Origin of the sequence: Dechloromonas sp. CZR5, assembly GCF_008711155.1 — a bacterium.
Taxonomy (GTDB): domain Bacteria; phylum Pseudomonadota; class Gammaproteobacteria; order Burkholderiales; family Rhodocyclaceae; genus Azonexus.
In genome coordinates, this window is sequence record NZ_VUYQ01000009.1 from 36,224 (window position 1) to 55,281 (window position 19,058).

18 protein-coding genes are annotated in these 19,058 nt (G+C 57.4%); 17 read left to right on the forward strand and 1 reads right to left on the reverse strand.

Going from position 1 to position 19,058, the window contains the following annotated elements; genetic code table 11:
- The first annotated feature begins 31 nt into the window (after positions 1-31).
- From F1002_RS18185 to F1002_RS18230, 10 genes are all read left to right on the forward strand, one after another.
- Positions 32-2,473, forward strand: coding sequence for a heavy metal translocating P-type ATPase (locus tag F1002_RS18185; RefSeq protein WP_150430464.1), 2,442 nt, complete (start codon positions 32-34; stop codon positions 2,471-2,473).
- Positions 2,473-2,664, forward strand: a complete 192-nt coding sequence (gene ccoS, locus F1002_RS18190; RefSeq protein ID WP_150430465.1) for a cbb3-type cytochrome oxidase assembly protein CcoS — start codon at positions 2,473-2,475, stop codon at positions 2,662-2,664. The genes F1002_RS18185 and ccoS overlap by 1 nt, the downstream gene beginning before the upstream one ends.
- A 293-nt stretch (positions 2,665-2,957) precedes the next feature.
- A complete protein-coding gene (gene ccoN / locus F1002_RS18195; protein ID WP_150430466.1) occupies positions 2,958-4,385 on the forward strand; it encodes a cytochrome-c oxidase, cbb3-type subunit I in 1,428 nt (475 codons plus the stop codon).
- Between the two features lie 16 nt (positions 4,386-4,401).
- Entirely contained in the window at positions 4,402-5,037 is a 636-nt protein-coding gene (ccoO, locus tag F1002_RS18200; RefSeq protein ID WP_370452189.1) for a cytochrome-c oxidase, cbb3-type subunit II, read from the forward strand.
- A gap of 5 nt (positions 5,038-5,042) precedes the next feature.
- Entirely contained in the window at positions 5,043-5,219 is a 177-nt protein-coding gene (locus F1002_RS18205) for a cbb3-type cytochrome c oxidase subunit 3 (RefSeq protein ID WP_150430468.1), read from the forward strand.
- A 14-nt stretch (positions 5,220-5,233) separates the two neighbouring features.
- Entirely contained in the window at positions 5,234-6,130 is an 897-nt protein-coding gene (ccoP, locus tag F1002_RS18210; protein WP_150430469.1) for a cytochrome-c oxidase, cbb3-type subunit III, read from the forward strand.
- Positions 6,131-6,263: 133 nt separating this feature from the next.
- The gene (ccoG, locus tag F1002_RS18215; protein ID WP_150430470.1) at positions 6,264-7,670 is read left to right on the forward strand and encodes a cytochrome c oxidase accessory protein CcoG; all 1,407 of its coding nucleotides are present in this window, start codon (positions 6,264-6,266) and stop codon (positions 7,668-7,670) included.
- A gap of 13 nt (positions 7,671-7,683) precedes the next feature.
- Complete coding sequence (locus tag F1002_RS18220) at positions 7,684-8,193, forward strand: FixH family protein (RefSeq protein ID WP_223879670.1); 510 nt, start codon at positions 7,684-7,686, stop codon at positions 8,191-8,193.
- A 65-nt stretch (positions 8,194-8,258) separates the two neighbouring features.
- Complete coding sequence (locus F1002_RS18225) at positions 8,259-8,363, forward strand: DUF3149 domain-containing protein (RefSeq protein ID WP_370452190.1); 105 nt, start codon at positions 8,259-8,261, stop codon at positions 8,361-8,363.
- A gap of 272 nt (positions 8,364-8,635) precedes the next feature.
- Complete coding sequence (locus tag F1002_RS18230) at positions 8,636-9,091, forward strand: hypothetical protein (RefSeq protein ID WP_150430473.1); 456 nt, start codon at positions 8,636-8,638, stop codon at positions 9,089-9,091.
- Here F1002_RS18230 and F1002_RS18235 read toward each other — a convergent pair.
- Positions 9,088-9,633, reverse strand: a complete 546-nt coding sequence (locus tag F1002_RS18235) for an NUDIX hydrolase (RefSeq protein WP_370452191.1) — start codon at positions 9,631-9,633, stop codon at positions 9,088-9,090. The genes F1002_RS18230 and F1002_RS18235 overlap by 4 nt on opposite strands.
- A gap of 181 nt (positions 9,634-9,814) precedes the next feature.
- Here F1002_RS18235 and motA point away from each other — a divergent pair, with 181 nt between their 5' ends.
- The 7 genes from motA (at position 9,815) to F1002_RS21530 (ending at position 19,019) form a co-directional block, all read left to right on the forward strand.
- Positions 9,815-10,672, forward strand: a complete 858-nt coding sequence (gene motA, locus F1002_RS18240; protein ID WP_150430474.1) for a flagellar motor stator protein MotA — start codon at positions 9,815-9,817, stop codon at positions 10,670-10,672.
- A 26-nt stretch (positions 10,673-10,698) separates the two neighbouring features.
- Positions 10,699-11,646: a flagellar motor protein MotB gene (gene motB / locus F1002_RS18245; protein WP_150430475.1), complete on the forward strand. Its 948-nt coding sequence runs from the start codon at positions 10,699-10,701 to the stop codon at positions 11,644-11,646.
- A gap of 34 nt (positions 11,647-11,680) precedes the next feature.
- Positions 11,681-12,898: a methyl-accepting chemotaxis protein gene (locus F1002_RS21450; RefSeq protein WP_191090466.1), complete on the forward strand. Its 1,218-nt coding sequence runs from the start codon at positions 11,681-11,683 to the stop codon at positions 12,896-12,898.
- Between the two features lie 18 nt (positions 12,899-12,916).
- Complete coding sequence (locus tag F1002_RS18255; protein ID WP_150430476.1) at positions 12,917-13,282, forward strand: response regulator; 366 nt, start codon at positions 12,917-12,919, stop codon at positions 13,280-13,282.
- 98 nt (positions 13,283-13,380) lie between these two features.
- Positions 13,381-15,696, forward strand: a complete 2,316-nt coding sequence (locus tag F1002_RS18260) for a chemotaxis protein CheW (RefSeq protein ID WP_223879671.1) — start codon at positions 13,381-13,383, stop codon at positions 15,694-15,696.
- Between the two features lie 22 nt (positions 15,697-15,718).
- The gene (locus F1002_RS18265; protein WP_150430478.1) at positions 15,719-16,219 is read left to right on the forward strand and encodes a chemotaxis protein CheW; all 501 of its coding nucleotides are present in this window, start codon (positions 15,719-15,721) and stop codon (positions 16,217-16,219) included.
- 58 nt (positions 16,220-16,277) lie between these two features.
- Positions 16,278-19,019, forward strand: coding sequence for a methyl-accepting chemotaxis protein (locus tag F1002_RS21530; protein WP_370452192.1), 2,742 nt, complete (start codon positions 16,278-16,280; stop codon positions 19,017-19,019).
- The last annotated feature ends 39 nt before the right edge of the window (positions 19,020-19,058 follow it).

Here is a 19,058-nt window from a genome sequence, read left to right on the forward strand (position 1 = left end):
CAAAAGGCACTTCGGTGCCTTTTTGGTTTTTATGTCCCCGAGTTCGTGCTACCACTGCGGTCTACCCATTCCCGATGACATCGATCTGTCCGTCAAGATAACGGGAGAGACGCGAGCAGTCTGTTGTTATGGTTGCCAGGCGGTGGCGCAGTCGATCGTCGACAACGGCCTGGAGGACTACTATCGCAGTCGCGATGCGCTTCCGGAGTCGCCGCGCGAGGCGATGCCCGCTGTTCTGGATCAATTGGCCTTGTACGATCATGCCGAGTTCCAGAAGAGTTTCGTCAAGGAGCTTGCCAAGGGGGAGCGTGAAGCATCGCTGTTGCTTGAGGGGATTACCTGTGCTGCCTGCATCTGGTTGAACGAGCAGCATGTCGGTCGATTGCAGGGCGTGATTGCCGTCGACATCAATTATGCGACGCGGCGTGCGCGGGTGCGCTGGGACGATTCACGCATCAAACTTTCCGATATTCTCGCTGCGGTTGCCGCCATCGGTTACCGTGCGTATCCCTACGATGCCGCGAAGAATGAGGAAATATCCCGCAAGGAGCGTCGCGATGCCCTGTGGCGCCTGTGGGTCGCCGGTTTCGGGATGATGCAGGTGATGATGTATGCCTATCCGGTGTATATCGCCGATGGCGACATGGCGCCCGATATCGAGAGCTTGATGCGTTGGGCCAGTTTGTTGCTGACGCTGCCTGTCATCTTTTATTCATCGGCGCCTTTCTTCCGGAACGCCTGGAGGGATATCAAGCTGCGCCGGGTCGGGATGGATGTGCCGGTGGCGTTCGGTGTGGGGGCGGCCTTTCTGGCAAGTTGCTGGGCAACCTTTGTCCAGGGGGGGGAAGTCTATTTCGACTCGGTCACCATGTTCGTGTTCTTCCTGCTTGGTGGGCGCTTTCTGGAGATGGCGGCGCGCCAGAAAGCGGTTGGCGTGACCGAGGCATTGGCCAAACTGTTGCCTGCCTTTGCGCAAAAGATGCAGTGCTTCCCGGCGGATCGTTCGGTTGAGCAGTGTGTGGTTGCCGATTTGAAGACGGGTGACCATGTGCTGGTACGGGCCGGTGACATCGTGCCCGCCGATGGGAGGGTGATCGAAGGGCAGAGTTGCGCCAATGAGTCGCTGCTGACCGGCGAGAGCAAGCCGGTAACGAAAATGCCCGGCGATCTGGTGACTGGCGGTTCGATCAACGCCGAAAGTCCCTTGGTGGTAAGGGTCGAACAGGTTGGCGAGGGGACTCGTCTTTCCGCCATCATCCAGCTGATGGAGCGCGCGGCTGCGGAAAAGCCAAAAATAGTGGAGATGGCGGATCGTGTAGCCAGTTATTTCGTTGCTGCGCTGTTGGCTGTCGCCATACTGGTGGCAATTGCCTGGTATGTGATTGATCCGTCGCGTGCGTTGTGGATCACCGTTTCGGTGCTGGTTGTGACATGCCCCTGTGCCTTGTCGCTGGCGACGCCGATTGCGCTGACGGTCGCTGCCGGGGCGCTGGCCAAGGATGGCTTGCTGGTGACGCGCGGGCATGCCATCGAAACGCTGGCCCGGGCGACTCACTTTGTATTCGACAAAACGGGGACGCTGACGACCGGCAGGATGCATCTGATGGACGTTTTGCCGACGGCGGAGCTTGGGCGGGAGGAGTGCTTGGCATTGGCTGCGGCACTTGAGCATGCCTCGGAGCATCCGCTGGCGGCTGCGCTGAAATGTGCTTCGGGGGCGGCGCCAAAGACGACGTTAAATGCCCGTAGCGAGCCGGGCCAGGGTATGGAGGCCGAGGTGGATGGCCGGCGTTACAGGATCGGGCGACCAGATTTCGCTTTGGCGCTGTCAGGTGCCCATTTGCCCGATACGGCTGGCGATTGGTTGCAGAGTGGCGACACTGTCGTTGTCCTCGGTGGCGAGATGGGATGTCTCGCCTTGTTCCGCATCGGCGACGAATTGCGTCCGGAGTCGGTGCGCCTGGTTGCCGAGTTGCGCGGGCTTGGCAAGCATATCGTTCTGCTGACCGGGGATGCGCAAAGCGTGGCGCTCCGTGTAGCGGCTGTGTTGGGGATCGATGACGTGCGTGCCGGTGTGACGCCGCAAGGCAAGCATGATTGCGTCAAGGCCTTGCAGGCGCAGGGTGCCGTGGTGGCGATGGTTGGCGATGGTGTGAATGACGCCCCGGTGCTTGCGCAGGCGCAGGTTTCGGTGGCCATGGGCGGGGGGGCTCAATTGGCGCGTACCCAGTCGGATTTCGTTCTGCTGTCGGAAAATCTTGATCACCTGCGCCACGGTTTGCGGCGTGCGCAGCGCAGTCTTACTATTATTCGGCAGAACCTCTGGTGGTCATTCGCGTACAATTTCGTGGCCTTGCCCTTGGCCATAGCCGGATATGTCACCCCCTGGCTGGCGGGTATCGGCATGTCGGCCAGCTCCCTGCTGGTCGTTCTCAATTCTTTGCGCATTCAGCGCCAGGAGGCTGACGACTGATGGAGAGCGTTTATCTGTTGATTCCGGTGTCGGTGCTTCTCGTTTTCGGGATTGCGCTTGCTTTCTGGTGGTCGGTGCGTAGTGGCCAGTTCGATGATCTGGAAGGGCCTGGCTTCAGAGTCCTGATGGATGACAATCCGCCGCAACCCTCCGTTGAAAAGACGAAAACGGAGAAAGCAGAGAAAGTTTGACCTGTGTCAACGTGCATTTTGTCTCAAAAGCCATAATGCGGTCATTGCGGAGCTGATGTTTCGCAGCAATTCTCTGTTGGGGTTGGGGTGCGTTACGACGCACCCTTTTTTTGTCCACGATTGCCCCGGATTGCAGTGTCTGTCTAGGTAATTAGGACTAATTTGACTTAGATAATCGGTAGGTTGATCTAGGTCAAAACACCTCCACTCAACTAGAATACCATCCGTTTCTATGTGCCCCCTTGGTCTCAGGGAGGTGGGCATCCCGTTTTTTATTAACGAGAGGTGGGTTCATGTCTGGAACGCAAACCACATATAACGATAAGGTCGTACGGCAATTTGCCGTCATGACTGTCATTTGGGGCATCGTCGGTATGCTTGTCGGTGTCATCATCGCGGCTCAGCTAGTCTGGCCGGAACTTAACTTCGGGCCTTGGCTGCACTTCGGTCGCCTGCGTCCGTTGCATACCAACGCGGTCATTTTCGCGTTTGGTGGCTGCGCTTTGTTTGCAACGTCTTACTGGTGCGTTCAGCGCACCAGCCATGCCCGCCTCTGGGGTGGCCCGCTGATTCCGTTCACCTTCTGGGGTTGGCAGCTGATTATCGTCCTGGCCGCAGTCACCCTGCCGCTTGGTATCACCAGCGGCAAGGAATATGCTGAGCTGGAATGGCCGATTGACCTGCTGATTACCGCTGTCTGGGTGTCTTATGCGCTGGTCTTCTTCGGTACCATTGCTGTCCGCAAGGTTTCCCATATTTACGTGGCCAACTGGTTCTTCGGCGCCTTCATCATCGCTGTCGCGCTGCTGCACATCGTCAATAGCATGGCCATGCCGGTTACCCTGACCAAGTCCTACTCCATGTACTCGGGTGTGCAGGATGCGATGATCCAGTGGTGGTACGGTCACAATGCCGTGGGCTTCTTCCTGACTGCCGGCTTCCTGGGGATGATGTACTACTTCGTGCCGAAGCAGGCTGGTCGTCCGGTTTATTCCTACCGTCTGTCCGTCGTTCACTTCTGGGCGCTGATCTTCACCTACATGTGGGCGGGTCCGCACCATCTGCACTACACCGCTCTTCCGGACTGGACCCAGTCTGTAGGCATGCTGTTCTCCCTGATTCTGCTGGCTCCGTCCTGGGGTGGCATGATCAACGGCATCATGACCTTGTCCGGCGCATGGCACAAGCTGCGCGACGATCCCGTCCTGAAGTTCCTGATCACCTCGTTGTCCTTCTACGGTATGTCTACCTTTGAAGGTCCGATGATGTCGATCAAGACTGTCAATGCCCTGTCGCATTACACCGACTGGACTGTCGGCCACGTACACTCCGGCGCCCTGGGCTGGGTGGCCATGGTTTCCATCGGCTCCATCTACTACCTGCTGCCGCGTCTGTTCGGCAAGTCCGAGATGTACAGCACCAAGCTGGTGACTGCCCACTTCTGGATTGCCACCATCGGTACCGTTCTGTACATCGCTTCCATGTGGATTGCCGGTGTGATGCAAGGTCTGATGTGGCGTGCTGTCAACGCCGACGGTACGCTGGCTTACAGCTTCGTCGAATCCGTCAAGGGGTCCTACCCGTTCTGGGCGATTCGTTGGCTGGGTGGTGTCCTGTTCCTGTCCGGCATGCTGATCATGGCTTACAACATGTTCAAGACCATGGCTGGCGGCAAGACCCAGGATATGCCGGTAATTGCTCCGGCTGGTCATCACGCCTGATTAGGGAGAGATAACAATGCTTAAGCATGAGCAAATTGAAAAGAGCGTAGCCCTGCTGGTTGTGCTGACGCTGCTCACCGTGATTTGGGGCGGCTTGCTCGAAATCGTTCCGCTGTTCTTCCAGAAGTCGACCACGACGCCGGTCGAAGGGGTCAAGCCGTATGACGCCGTTCGTCTGGCCGGTCGTGACATCTACATCCGCGAAGGCTGCTTCCTGTGCCACTCGCAGATGATTCGTCCGTTCCGCGCCGAAACCGAGCGTTATGGCCATTACTCCGTCGCAGGCGAATACGTCTATGACCATCCGTTCCAGTGGGGTTCCAAGCGTACCGGTCCCGACTTGGCGCGTGTTGGTGCTCGCTATTCCGACGAATGGCAGCGTGCTCACCTGATGAATCCGCGCGACGTGGTGCCTGAGTCCAACATGCCTGCTTTTGCCTTCCTGGCTGCTACCAAGGCCAAGGATTCGGTTGGCGCCGACATTGAGAAGAAGATGGAAATCATGCGTGGCTACGCCAAGGTACGCGGTATTCCGACTTATTCCGATGAGGAAATCAAGGGTGCCAAGGCTGCTATCGGCGACAAGACCGAAATGGATGTTCTGATTGCCTACCTGCAGGGCTTGGGTCTGGCGCTGAAGAACGTCAAGTAATAGCCATGGACATCAACGATCTCCGATCCATCGTCACTGTCGTCGGCCTGCTCTGCTTCCTGGCGATTGTGGTTTGGGCCTACGGCCGTAGCAGCCAGAAGGGGTTTGACGAGGCTGCAAGCCTGCCGTTCTCCGGAGATGATGATCACGGTGCGTCGTCGAAAACGACGCACCTGCGCTGAAAAAAGGAAAGCAAATGAGCGATTTCGTTAGCGATTTTTGGAACCTGTACGTAGTGGCAATTGTGCTGGGGAGTATTCTCTTCTGCGTGATTCTGCTGGTAGTCCAGGGCAAGGCGACTTTCACGCCGGGCAAGACCATGGGTCATGTCTGGGATGAAACTCTCGAGGAATACAACAACCCGATGCCGAAGTGGTGGAGCTGGATGTTCATCATTACGGTCGTCTTTGCCTTCGTCTATTTGGCACTCTACCCGGGTCTGGGTAACTTCAAGGGCATGCTGGGCTGGACTTCGGCCGGTGAGCACAAGCGGGAAGTTGAAAAGATGGACGCGGCTGTCAAGCCGTTGTTCGACAAGTACATGGCCATGGACCTGAAGGCTGTTGCTGCTGACAAGACGGCCATGGAAATGGGCAAGCGCCTGTACCTGACCTACTGCATGCAGTGTCACGGTGCCGATGCGCGTGGTGCCAAGGGCTTCCCGAATCTGACCGACGCCGATTGGCTGTATGGCGGCGAGCCGGAGCAGATCAAGGAAACCATCGCCAATGGCCGTATGGGCGTCATGCCGCCGCATGCACAATTGGGTGGCGATACCATCAAGGATGTGGCCAACTTTGTTCGTTCCCTTTCGGGGCTGCCGAACGATGCAACGCGTGCCGCCAAAGGCAAGGAAGCCTTTACCTCTGCCGGTTGCGTTGGCTGCCACGGTCCGGAAGGCAAGGGCATGCATGCAGTTGGCGCGCCTAACCTGACCGACAAGGTCTGGTTGTATGGTTCTTCCGAGGCTGTCATCACCGAAACCATTACCAACGGGCGTCAGAACCAGATGCCGGCTTGGAAGGAGTTCCTGGGCGATGCCAAGGTTCACCTGCTGTCTGCCTACGTGCTCAGCCTGAGCCAGGGCAAGTAAAAGCCTTCAAACGGGGCGGCAATGCCGCCCCGTTTATTTCCGTATCAGTGATGCCTGATCTGTATCAAAATTGCGTTCGTAGTACCCCCGAACTGTTAACGCGTAGCGTAATTTCGATACGGATATAGCCCCGATGGACTCAAAAGAAAATACAACACAGTCGATACAGACTCCCGCACCGGTTTCTTTCTACGAGAAACATAAAAAGATATATATCCGGGATGTAAAAGGCTGGTGGAATACTTGGCGATGGGTTCTCGTCTGGTTAACGCAGATTCTTTTCTATGGTGCTCCCTGGCTTGAGTGGAACGGCCGCCAGGCAGTCCTGTTTCATCTGGTTGAGCGCAAGTTCTATCTCTTTGGCCTGGTTTTGTGGCCACAGGATGTTTTCTATCTCGCACTGTTGCTGATTGTTTCGGCTTACGCGCTATTTCTGTTTACCGCCATTGCCGGCCGGTTGTTCTGTGGATACGCGTGTCCGCAGACGGTCTATACAGAAATATTCATGTGGGTGGAGAACCGGATCGAGGGCGATCGTTCGGCAAGAATGAAACTCGACAAGGGGCCGCTGACATCGCGAAAGTTCGCCCTCAAGGCACTCAAGCACACGTTGTGGCTGCTGATCTCAATCTGGACGGGATTCACGCTGGTTGCCTACTTCACGCCCGTTGACGAATTGCTGGCGGCTTTGCCTTACAATTTTTCCGGTTGGGAACTGTTCTGGATATTTTTCTATGGCGGGTTCTGCTATATGCAGGCTGGTTTCTTGCGCGAGCAGGTGTGCAAGTACATGTGCCCGTACGCTCGTTTCCAGGGCGTGATGTTCGATCCCGATACACTGGTCATTACCTATGATCCGGAACGGGGCGAGCCGAGAGGAGCGCGCAAGAAGGGGGGCGATGCGAAGGCGTTGGGCGACTGCGTGGATTGTGGCCTTTGCGTGGCGGTTTGCCCGACGGGGATCGATATACGCAAGGGAATCCAGTACGAATGCATTGGCTGTGGCGCCTGCATTGATGCATGCGATCCTGTGATGGATAAGGTCGGTAAACCACGAGGCCTCATTCGTTATACAACCGAGAATGCGCTGGAAAGGCATTTTTCTCCGAAGGAGATCGTCGGGCACATCATGCGCCCGCGTATCCTTTTGTACACGGCGATTCTCGTTGCAATTACCGTGGCTTCGATCTGGTCGTTGGCCACGCGAGTTCCGCTCAAAGTCGATGTCATCCGCGATAGATCCATACTGGCTCGCGAGGCCGATGATGGGCGTATCGAAAATGTCTACAACCTCAAGATCATGAATACGACGGAGGAGCCCAAGCGCTACGCCCTTTCGGTCGAAGGGATTGAAGGGATGGAAATCGTTGGCGATCGTATCGTTGAAGTCGCCAGCGCCGAGAACCACGAGGTAACCGTCGTGGTGCGCGTACCCGCCGAATCCGGCAAGGCGGGGGCCAATACGATCTATTTTGATATCAAGGCCATGAACCATGATGGAGTCGCGGTTCATGAAAAAGCCACTTTCTTGATGCCGTGATATGAGTAATGCGATGACCTTACGTAGTGACAATCAGCCTTGGTATAAACAACGTTGGCCTTGGCTGCTCATGATCGGGCCCGGCTTGGTCGTCATCGCCGGTGTGATTACGGTGTGGCTGGCTGTGATCAGCAATGACGGCTTGGTAACCGACGATTATTACAAACAAGGTCTTGCGGTGAATCAGGCGCTGGAGAGGGATCATCGCGCGGGTAGCCTGGGTTTGCAGGCCGATATCATGCGGGCGGGTAGCGGTATTCGTCTGTTCATCAGGAGCAACAACGATGTTGCGCTTCCTTCGGCAATTGATCTCAAACTGGCACACCCAACTCGTGCCGGTCAGGATCAGACAGTCGTCATGGCATCGGAAGGTCAGGGCTTCTACGGTGGAAAGATCGCCGGAGAGGTCGTGGGGCGTTGGCTTGTTTCTATCGAAGATCCCGCTGGGCAGTGGCGGCTTCATGGGGAGTGGCAGGCTGACTCGGTGGAGCCACTGCGTCTCACGGCGCAAGCGGGGAAGTAGTTTTTTTGTTACTGGGAGGTGACTTTATGGCATGGGAACTTTTGTTTAGTAGCGATATCGGTTTGATGAGCCTCGTCGTCATCGTCGGTGTTCTGGTTATCGGCGCCGTGATGGGCAAGATGTATTCAAACAAGATCGACGAAGAGTCTCGCAAGCTCGGCAACAAGTAATCCGTCTCGCGATCGCCTGTCTCGGGCGAGAGAAAGACAAGGCCCCTGTTCCGTTAGTTCGGGCAGGGGTTTGTTTTTCTGGCGGTAATATATGCGGCATGCATCGCGCATTTTTCATATCGATTCTTGCTCACATACTGGTGTTTGTGAGCCTTTTCGATTTTCGGCCGCTACCTGCCTATTCACCTTCCGTGGCTAAGGGGCGGTCGCTGACTGTCGATTTCGTCCGTTTAAAACCTCCGGCGGTTGTCGGGTCGAATCCCCAGCAAAATATGTCCACTATCGCCTCGGTGGCCGAGCGGCATTTGGAGAAGCGCGTGCTGCCTGCCGCGAGCGGCGAACGCCAATCCTTCGGCATGCGGACGCAGGCTGTTGGCGAGCTTGAAAGCCTGAGTCTTCCTCCGGTTGCGACTGAAACGGGCTCGGTTGGCTTGCCGGCCGAGCTTGAAAGTGAGTACCGCCTCAACATTGCACGTGAATTGCGTCGAGCCAGATCCATGTCGCAAGTTACCGATGAGTTGCGGCCTGAGGGTAGTGTCCGCCTCATCATTTCGTACTGGGCTGGACTGCATTTGCCGGTGGTGTCGCTTGATCGATCTAGCGGCTATTCCGAGCTCGATGAGATGGCCATGGCCAGTCTGAATAGCGCCGTAGCACGGGTGCGCCTACCCGGGACGGCGGGAGGCTTCAGAGTGTCATTTGTGGTCGAATATCGCCGGGAGCGTTAGGTTGGTTGCAGCGGTGCCAGAACCGCCTCGTGAAAGGCATAGCGCCGGCTTTCACGGTCGACGAGATAGCGTTCCAGGCAAAGGCTGACACTGCGGAATGCCAGATCGTGCCATGGGATTTCGTTGGGGGGGATCAGCCGTACTTCGAGGCTCTCTTCTCCTGCCAGAATCTCGGGAGTCCGCAGCTTTCCGCGATAGAAGAGGTGGACCTGATTGATATGGGGAATGTTGACCATGGCGAATGGCGCATCCACCGCGACGTCCGCTCCCGCTTCCTCTAGCGTTTCGCGACAGGCGGCCTGGGCCGTGGTTTCACCGTTTTCCATGAAGCCGCCAGGCAGTGTCCAGTAACCATGACGTGGTTCGATGGCACGTCGGCACATCAGAATGCTGCCTTGCCATTCGGCCACGCAGCAGACGACGAGGCGCGGGTTTTCATAGTGAATGTGGCCGCATGTGCCGCAGACGTGTCGGGGAAGGCTGTCGCCGACGGGTACGACGAGCGAGACGCTGGAGCCACATCGAACACAAAATTGAATCACAACAATTCCAGAGCATTTTACGGTCGATCGAGTTTATCACCTTGCACCCCCAGTGCCCGGAATTGCCCTCGTGACGGGCATTTCTTTCTTTGCACTCCGGCAATCCATGTGGCTACAATAGCGGGAACCATTGCTGGGATGGATTCGCGCCGGTTTGTTTGCCGGTGCACGGGGGGATTGAATGTTTTTGATCGTCGGGTATGTCATTATTTTGGCTTCGGCTCTGGGGACCTATGCGATCCACGGGAGTCTGCTCGCTCTTTGGGTTCCGACCGAGTACGTTGCCATCATCGGCTTGACGATTGGTTATTTTGTCGCAGCCAACAACATCACGGTCATCAAGGCTACTGTCGGAGCGGTTCCTGGAATCCTGAAAGGCTCGAAGTTCAACAAGGCCTTCTATATTGACGCCTTGGCAATGCTGTTCGAAGTGCTCGCCAAGGTTCGTAAAGAAGGATTGATGTCCATCGAAGGCGACATCGAGAACCCTGAAGCAAGCCCGATCTTTTCCAAATATCCGAATCTGGTTCATGACCACCACATCATGGAGTTCGTCACCGATTATCTGCGGATGATGGTGGGGGGTAACCTGAATACGGTCGAAATCGAGAGCCTGATGGATGTCGAGCTGGAGACGCATCATCACGAGGCCGCAGAGCCAGGGCATGTCGTGTCGGCAGTGGCGGGCGCTGTGCCCGCGTTCGGTATCGTCGTCGCGGTGATGGGCGTGGTGAACGTGATGGGATCGGTTGGTTCGCCTCCCGCAGTTCTTGGAAAAATGATCGGTGGTGCCCTTGTCGGTACCTTCCTCGGTATTTTGATTTCCTACGGCTTTGTCGAGCCGGTTGCCAAGCTGCTCGAGCAGAAAGCTGCGGAAGAAGGAACCATCTACAAGTGCATCAAGATGGTGCTGCTGGCCTCGATGTCTGGCTATGCGCCCCAAGTGGCGATCGAGTTCGGGCGCAAGACACTCGATTCCCATTCGCGCCCCAGCTTCCGTGAGCTGGAAGATGAGTTGAAGGCCCGCAAGGGCAAGTAAGCTTGCCTAACCACTGAGCCGATTCGATGAGCGATGATTCCACACGCCCTATAGTCATCAAGCGCAAGAAGGTTGTCGCCGGAGGCGGGCATGGGGGCGCCTGGAAGATCGCCTATGCCGACTTCGTGACGGCGATGATGGCTTTCTTCCTGTTGATGTGGTTGCTGGGGTCTACAGCGAAAGGCGATCTGCAGGGGATTGCCGAGTTTTTCCAGAACCCGCTGAAGGTTTCCCAGCAGGGCGGCAGCGGGTCGGGGGATGCAACCAGCGTGCTTCAGGGCGGCGGCAAGGATTTGACGCGCCAGGCGGGGCAGGTCAAGCGAGGTGAGATAGAGGCTAAAAAATCCACTTCGTTCTCCAAGGAGGCGCAAGCCGAGTTTCGTCGCCAGGAACAGGAGCGCCTTGAAGCCTTGAAGGCCGATATCGAGAAAATGATCGAGAAAAGCCCGCAATTGGCGCAATTCAAGAAGCAGATGTTGCTTGACATCACCTCGGAAGGTTTGCGCATCCAGATCGTCGATGAGCAGAACAGGCCGATGTTTGACTCGAGTAGCGCCGATCTCAAGCCGTATACAAGGGATATCCTTCGCCAGATTGGCAAGGCCTTGAATGGGGTGCAAAACCGGATCAGCCTTGCCGGGCATACCGATGCGTCGCAGTTTGCAGGCGGCGAAAAGGGATTTTCCAATTGGGAGCTGTCATCCAATCGAGCCAACGCATCGCGACGCGAGCTGGTACTGGGCGGCATGGATGACAGCAAGGTATTGCGGGTGGTTGGTTTGGCTTCAACGGTTCTGTTCGACAAAAACGATCCGCTGAGTTCGATCAATCGTCGTATCAGTATTGTCGTGCTCAACAAAAAAACGGAGCAGGCCATCCTCCACGAAGAGGGGCCTGAATCCGAGGTGGGCGGGGAAGAGTCGTTGCCCGAAGGGCTTAAATTGCCGGGTATCGGCAAGGGTACTGCTGGCTGACTCGCCGACGCTTGCCGAATCATTGGGAGAGGGAATGGCCTCAAATGGCAAAGCGGTGTGGATGGCTGTAGTGGCCTCTTTGGTGCTGATTGGCGGGTTGCTTGCGTGGGAGCCGGCTGCCCGTTCTCCTGCCATCATCGGTGTCTATATCTTGTTGGTTTTCGGCTGGGTGGTAGTTGTCTTGCATTCGGGAAAGGCAATGACGGCCGGCTTGGCGGCGAGCGGCGCGGCCAGTACTCACCGGGAAATCGTCGAGCGAAGCGGCGAGGCAATCCGGCATGTATCAGCAGAGGCCTCCCGGCAGGTCGCTGAAATGCGCAATGAAATCCAGCGGACGCAGGGAATTTTGGGTGAGGCGATTGAGAAGCTGGTGGCTAGCTTTCATGGCATGAATGCCCAACTCCAGCGCCAGCAGTCATTGGGAATGCTGGTCATCAGCGGTGGGGGCGAAGAGGGGGCGGTCAGCGAATTTCAGAATTTTGCGGCCAAGACATCGGCTACGCTGCGTCAATTCGTTGATAGTGTCGTTGAGAACTCCAGGCTAGCCATGTCGCTGGTTGAAATGACCGATCGCATCATCCAGCAGATGAGCGAAGTCCGGGGCATGCTGGGAGAAATCGAGGGCATTGCCAAACAGACCAACCTGCTGGCGCTTAATGCCGCAATCGAGGCGGCTCGTGCCGGTGAGGCGGGGCGGGGGTTTGCGGTCGTGGCGGACGAGGTCAGGGATCTGTCCGGCCGGACCAATCATTTCAGCCAGCAAATTAGGGATTCTCTGGGCAAGATGCAGACAACCATCGAGGCTACAGAAAAAGCCATCAACCAGATGGCGGCCCAGGATATGACGTTTGCGCTCACCTCGAAGAGCGATGTCGAGCTTGCGATGGTCGGCATTACTGAGATGAATCGGCGCACAGAGGGGAGTGTGGCCGAGTTGAACACCATCGCGGATCAGGTTGAGAAATCACTCAATCAGGCCATCATGTCGCTACAGTTTCAGGATATGGTGACTCAGTTGTTGGGGCATGCCGGGTGCCGTCTGGATGTGTTGGATGAAATTCTGGTCGATGAGCAACGTATGGCAGGCATCATGAACGATACCGCCAATCCGGGGGCTGCATTGGCTGCACTGTCAGAAATATGCCTTCACGTTGACCAGATTTCGCAAAAAATGAGTGTGATTTCTCAAAAGGTGGATAATAATCCGGTTAATCAAACAGGCTTTGCCAGTGGCGAAGTTGAGTTGTTCTGAATATATCGAGAGGTAACGATGGCAAAAACCGTTCTAGCAGTTGATGATTCCGCCTCCATTCGCCAGATGGTTTCATTTACCTTGAAAAGCGCTGGTTACGACGTGGTCGAGGCAGTGGACGGGATGGATGGCTTGGATAAAGCCAAAACCAAAAGCATCAATTTGGTTCTGACGGATCAGAACATGCCGCGCATGGACGGGCTGACGCTGATCAAGAGCCTGCGCAGCATGCCTCAGTACGCAAAGACACCAATCCTGATGCTGACGACAGAATCTTCCGATGCCATGAAGGCACAGGGGAGGGCGGCGGGAGCGACAGGATGGCTGGTCAAGCCCTTCGACCCCCAAAAACTGATTGAAGTCGTGCGCAAAGTCATCGGCTAACTAGCGGCCGATCTACCTGCCAAAGGCAGGTCGTTTGCATACCAATATCGGCCGCCAAGGGGTGGCGGTTGTGCTCGGGGGGTAGCATGGCTATCGACATGAGTCAGTTTTATCAGGTGTTCTTCGACGAGTCGGCGGAACATCTGGCGGCAATGGAAGGGTTGCTGCTCGATCTGGATATCGAGAATCCGGATCCGGAGCAGTTGAACGCCATATTCCGTGCTGCGCACTCCATCAAGGGGAGCGCGGGGACATTCGGGTTCACCGATCTCGCGGAAACGACACATATCCTTGAAAACTTGCTGGATCGCATCCGCAAACAGGAACTTGGTTTGCGGGCCGAAATGGTGGATGCATTTCTGGAGAGCGGTGATCTCCTGCGTGACATGCTGGAGGCGCATCAAGGTCGCGGTGAAGTCGACGGTGCCGCAGTCGAAGCGATCTGCGCTCGTCTACGCCAGCTGTCCACTGACATGAAGGTTGCCGCGCCAGCGGCCGTAGAAGATGCATCTCTTTCGGCAGCAGTGCGGGTATTCGACATTCAGTTCGTGCCGACTGAGGTTTCGGCAAAAGGCGAGGGGGTCAAGAACCTGCTGGCCGAGCTGCGCTCACTGGGCGAGCTGGAAATTCTGAGCCAGCCGGATGACGGCGAGCACAACGTTGGTTACTGGCAGTTGCGCCTGACTGGCGATTGTGGCCAGGAAGCATTTGCCGACCAGATCGATTTTGTCGCGGACAACGGTGCCTGGCGCGTACTTGAGAGCCGCCCTGCTGGCGAAGCGGAAGATGGAGCCTTCGGCTTCTTTGATGATTCGCCAGGGGCGCCCGAGGAGGATGCTGCCTACGGATTCTTTGCGCCCCTCGACGTGCAGGCCGAGCAGAATCCGACTGCTGCGAACACTCAGGACGATGGTTATGGCTTTTTCGAGCCGCTGCCGGTGGCCGAGAAGTCGGGTGATGTGGCAGTGAGTGCGGAAGAGGGGGATGGCTACGGTTTTTTCGAACCACTGCACGCTACCCCAAGCGCGCAGCCGGTTGTGGCCGAGGAGGGCGACGGGTTTGGTTTCTTCGAGCCCCTGCCCGACGCGGCGCCGTTGGCACCCCCGTCAGCGGACGCGCCTATAGAGCGGATTGCCGAGCCCGCCGCCCCGGTGGCCGTTGTGGCACCGGAAAAGCCGGCGGCGGAGCCGAGAGCGCGCGCAGCCAAGGCAGCATCGGCCGCCGCCGCAGGGGGCGATTCCTCCATCCGGGTCAGTGTTGAAAAGGTCGATCAGCTGATCAATCTGGTTGGCGAACTGGTGATTACCCAGGCCATGCTGCTGCAGACGGCCGCCCAGATGCAGGAAAACGCGCCGGACCGCCTGGTCAATGGATTGGCCCAGCTGGAACGCAATACGCGCGATCTGCAGGAGTCGGTCATGTCGATCCGCATGCTGCCGATTTCCTTTGTGTTTTCCCGCTTCCCGCGGGTGGTTCGCGATCTATCCGGCAAGCTCGGCAAACAGGTCGAGCTCAAGACATCCGGGGAAACGACGGAACTGGACAAGGGGTTGATCGAGCGTATCGCGGACCCATTGACGCACCTCATCCGCAACAGTCTGGACCACGGCATCGAACTCCCGGAGAAGCGCATTGCTGCGGGCAAGAGTCCGGTTGGGACGATTACCCTGAAGGCCTATCATCAAGGCGGGAACATCGTGATCGAGGTCGGCGATGACGGTGGCGGCTTGCCGCGCAACAAGATACTGGCCAAGGCTCGCGAGCGTGGTCTGCAGGTTTCCGATCAGATGACCGATCAGGAGGTCTTCAACCTGATCTTCGAGGCGGGATTTTCGACCGCTGAGCAGGTGACCGATGTTTCCGGCCGAGGAGTCGGGATGGACGTGGTCCGCCGCAACATCCAATCCATGGGCGGGCGCGTCGAGATCGATTCCATGCTCGGGGTCGGTACGCGGATGACGGTGCGACTCCCGCTGACGCTGGCGATCTTGGATGGCATGTCGATTGCCGTCGGTGACCAGACCTATATTTTGCCGTTGTCGTACGTGATCGAGTCGTTCCAGCCACAGACCGGCGATATCAAGACACTCTCCAACCAGGCACGGGTCATCCAGGTCAGGGGCGAGTACCTGCCGGTTGTCGCCTTGCATGAGGTGTTCAACATCAGACCGCGCGCTGGCGATTTCACGCAGGGCATCATGGTCGTGATCGACGCCGATGGCATCAAGGCGGCGCTCTATGTTGACGCACTGGTGGGGCAACACCAGGTCGTGATCAAGAGCCTGGAGGCGAATTATCGGCGGGTGCAGGGAATTTCAGGCGCCACCATCATGGGTGATGGTCATGTGGCGTTGATTCTGGATGTGTCGGCAATCGCCGGCATGGCCAAGAGCAGTGTTCAGAAAGCCGGCTGACGGCTGAATTGGGGAGCATGAGATGGAAGCGATGACGCAGAGCGGAAGCGCGGCAGGCGAAGAGGATCTGGTTGCCAGTGAATATCTGACCTTTACACTGGGCGGCGAGGAGTACGCGATCGATATCCTCAAGGTTCAGGAAATTCGGGGCTATGAACCGCCTACCTTGATTGCCAATGCGCCTGCCTTCATCAAGGGGGTGATCAACCTGCGGGGAACGATCGTCCCCATCGTCGATCTGCGCATCAAGTTCAATCTTGGCAAGATCGAATACACCCCTTTTACCGTCGTCGTCATTCTCAATGTTGCCGGCAGGGTGATCGGTGCCGTCGTCGATAGCGTTTCCGACGTCATTTCACTGACTCGTTCGCAGATTCGTCCTGCACCGGACTTCTCTGCAACTTTCGATACCAAGTACATCCTCGGCCTGGCGACCGTGGATAGCCGGATGATGATCGTGACCGATATCGAGCGTCTGATGACCAGCGCCGATATGGAACTGATTGACAGCGCGGCGGCATGACGCGATCAACGAAACGGACCACACTCCTAGAAACGTATCCGGAACGGGAAATATTTCGATGAAATCCGAAAAGCTGGCAAATAAATTCATAGGATTGGGCTTGCTGACGGCCATTGCCGTTGCCGTGCCCATGGTGCCTCTGGTCGGTGGCTTGAATGAACAGGTACGTCTGGTGGATAAGGAGCGTGCCGGTGTGGCAGTCCACAAGGAGTTACGCTTTGTGCTGCAGGATACGCAGCGACATCGGGGTGCAACGACGTCGTTGCTGCTCGGCAAACAGGAATTCAAGGAGCGCGCCGACGCGGCCAGATCGGGGACCGATGCGGCCATCGCGAAGGCCGATGCACAGATTGCCACCAATGAATCGGAACTCGGTAGCCTGGCCGACTGGAACGAGTTCAAATCGAGCTGGCAAAGCCTGAAAGGGGAGTTTTCAACGCTTGCGCCACAGGAGAATTCGAAGCGCCATACCGAATTGATTGCCAGGCTTATGGGGATCATGGACAAGGTGGCCGAGCAGTCAAAACTGGTGCTTGATCCGGAAGCTGTCACTTATTTCACGATAGACCTGACCATTCTGCAATTGCCCCATGTCACCGAGCGCATGGGGCAGGCGCGTGCCATGGGTTCGGTCGTGCTGTCGGAGAAGGCGATCAATCAACTCCAGCGTGACGCCTTGATCGGCGGTTTTGCCGAAGTCTCTCTCCGCCAGAAGCAGATGGTGGCTGATGGCGACAAGGTGCTGGCAGAGGATCCGGCGGCGCGGGAGCAACTGGCGGGCGCCTTCGACGCAGCAAAGGTCGGCATCGATACCTTCATGGCCAATATTCAGCGCAACATCCTGCGTGCGGAGGTCTTGAGCTACGAACCGGCGCGTTATTTCGATGAGACCACGCAAGGCATCAATGCCTTGTTCAAGCTCTATGACAGCGCAGACCAGTATCTCGACCAGGCGCTGGAAAGGCGCAGCGAACGAGTCCATACGCAGCGCCTGCTGGTGTTGTCCCTCGCCGGTGCATTGATTGCGCTGGTGGCCGGGGCTGGTTTCGTTATCCTGCGTCGTGTCAATCGCTCGGTTCTGGACGTTTCCCAGGCGCTCGATCAAATTGCCGGCGGGCGCCTCGATGTTCCGCTGGTCGCTTCCAGCAACGATGAAATCGGACACATGATCCAGCGCCTCGAGGAGATGCAGAGCCAGTTGCGCAACCGGCTGACTGCGGAACGCGATGCGGCCAATGCGACCTTGCGGATCAAGGTCGCATTGGATGTGAGCTCGAATAGTGTCATGGTGGCCGACCCGGAAGGGAAGATTATCTATTGCAACACGGCGGTGTTGACGATGATGCGTGCTGCCGAAAGCGACATCCGTTCCCAGTTGCCGAGCTTCCGGGCCGATGCCATTCTCGGGTCGAATTTCGATATCTATCACCGGCAGCCAAGCCATCAGCGCAATTTGCTGGCCGCGCTGAAAGGAACACATCGCGCATCCTTGAATATCGGTGGCAGGCACTTCAGCCTGATCGCAACACCCATCCGGAATGCCGATGGCGAGCGATTGGGAACCGTGGTCGAATGGCTTGATCGAACCGCCGAGGTCCTCGTCGAACAGGAGGTGGCGAGCATCATCAGTGCGGCGGCCAGCGGAGACTTCAGTCGACGCCTGGATAGCGCCAAGATGAGTGGATTCTTCCGCCAGATATCCGACGGGATCAATGCGCTCCTGGAGGCCAATACACGCGCCTTGGGCGATGTCGGCGCCATGTTTGCACGCTTGGCGCAGGGCAATCTGACGCAGAAAATCGATGCGGACTATCAAGGGATGCTCGGTACGTTGAAGGATGATGCCAACGCGACCGTGGACAATCTTGAACAGATCATCGCCTCGATCAAGGATGCCGCCGGCGCCATCAACACGGCGGCCAAGGAAATTGCGTCGGGTAACCAGGACCTGTCGGGCCGGACGGAGGAACAGGCGAGCAGCCTTGAAGAGACGGCCTCGAGCATGGAGCAGCTGACGGGTACGGTGAAGCAGAATGCCGACAATGCCCGGCAGGCCAACGAACTGGCTGGCACGGCCCAGCAGGTGGCGGTCAAGGGAGGCGAGGTGGTCAGTCAGGTAGTCGACACCATGAGCGCCATCCACCAATCGAGCAGCAAGATCGCGGACATCATCGGCGTGATCGACGGCATAGCCTTCCAGACCAATATCCTGGCGCTCAACGCGGCGGTCGAAGCGGCCCGTGCCGGCGAACAAGGTCGTGGTTTTGCGGTGGTAGCGACCGAGGTGCGCAACCTGGCCCAGCGCAGCGCGGCGGCAGCCAAGGAAATCAAGGGCCTGATCTCCGACTCGGTCGAGAAGGTCGAAACCGGGAACCGGCTGGTCGATCAGGCGGGGCGGACGATGGACGAAGTCGTCACCAGCATCAAGCGGGTGGCGAAGATCATGGCCGATATCTCGGATGCCAGCCGCGAGCAAAGTTCGGGCATCGAGCAGGTCAGCCGTGCGGTCAGCCAGATGGATGAAGTGACGCAGCAGAACGCGGCGCTGGTGGAAGAGGCAGCCGCCGCCGCCGAGAGTCTGGAAGAGCAGGCGCACAATCTGGCGCAGGCTGTCGCCGTTTTCGCGCTGCGGCAAGGGGGAAGCGTTCCGCAGTTGTCGGCGCCCCGTCAGCAGTTACAGCAAGGCAGGGGCGAAGCACGTCCGGCATTGCAGCACAAGGAGCCTGTTCGCCTGACCTCCGCAGCCAGCAAATCCACTACGCCATCCATCCCGGATGACGACGAGTGGGCGGAATTCTGACCAGCATATCGATACCGAAAAAAAGATCGAGGACGCAAT

Excerpts from the sequence above, each read along its gene's own strand:
- F1002_RS18205 (WP_150430468.1), top strand. The coding sequence starts at position 5,043 with ATGGACATCAACGATCTCCGATCCATCGTCACTGTCGTCGGCCTGCTC.
- F1002_RS18230 (WP_150430473.1), top strand. The coding sequence starts at position 8,636 with ATGTCCACTATCGCCTCGGTGGCCGAGCGGCATTTGGAGAAGCGCGTG.
- motA (WP_150430474.1), top strand. The coding sequence starts at position 9,815 with ATGTTTTTGATCGTCGGGTATGTCATTATTTTGGCTTCGGCTCTGGGG.
- ccoP (WP_150430469.1), top strand. The coding sequence starts at position 5,234 with ATGAGCGATTTCGTTAGCGATTTTTGGAACCTGTACGTAGTGGCAATT.
- ccoN (WP_150430466.1), top strand. The coding sequence starts at position 2,958 with ATGTCTGGAACGCAAACCACATATAACGATAAGGTCGTACGGCAATTT.
- F1002_RS18185 (WP_150430464.1), top strand. The coding sequence starts at position 32 with ATGTCCCCGAGTTCGTGCTACCACTGCGGTCTACCCATTCCCGATGAC.
- F1002_RS21450 (WP_191090466.1), top strand. The coding sequence starts at position 11,681 with ATGGCCTCAAATGGCAAAGCGGTGTGGATGGCTGTAGTGGCCTCTTTG.
- ccoO (WP_370452189.1), top strand. The coding sequence starts at position 4,402 with ATGCTTAAGCATGAGCAAATTGAAAAGAGCGTAGCCCTGCTGGTTGTG.
- ccoG (WP_150430470.1), top strand. The coding sequence starts at position 6,264 with ATGGACTCAAAAGAAAATACAACACAGTCGATACAGACTCCCGCACCG.
- F1002_RS18255 (WP_150430476.1), top strand. The coding sequence starts at position 12,917 with ATGGCAAAAACCGTTCTAGCAGTTGATGATTCCGCCTCCATTCGCCAG.
- F1002_RS18260 (WP_223879671.1), top strand. The coding sequence starts at position 13,381 with ATGAGTCAGTTTTATCAGGTGTTCTTCGACGAGTCGGCGGAACATCTG.
- F1002_RS18220 (WP_223879670.1), top strand. The coding sequence starts at position 7,684 with ATGACCTTACGTAGTGACAATCAGCCTTGGTATAAACAACGTTGGCCT.
- ccoS (WP_150430465.1), top strand. The coding sequence starts at position 2,473 with ATGGAGAGCGTTTATCTGTTGATTCCGGTGTCGGTGCTTCTCGTTTTC.
- F1002_RS18225 (WP_370452190.1), top strand. The coding sequence starts at position 8,259 with ATGAGCCTCGTCGTCATCGTCGGTGTTCTGGTTATCGGCGCCGTGATG.
- F1002_RS18265 (WP_150430478.1), top strand. The coding sequence starts at position 15,719 with ATGGAAGCGATGACGCAGAGCGGAAGCGCGGCAGGCGAAGAGGATCTG.
- F1002_RS21530 (WP_370452192.1), top strand. The coding sequence starts at position 16,278 with ATGAAATCCGAAAAGCTGGCAAATAAATTCATAGGATTGGGCTTGCTG.
- motB (WP_150430475.1), top strand. The coding sequence starts at position 10,699 with ATGAGCGATGATTCCACACGCCCTATAGTCATCAAGCGCAAGAAGGTT.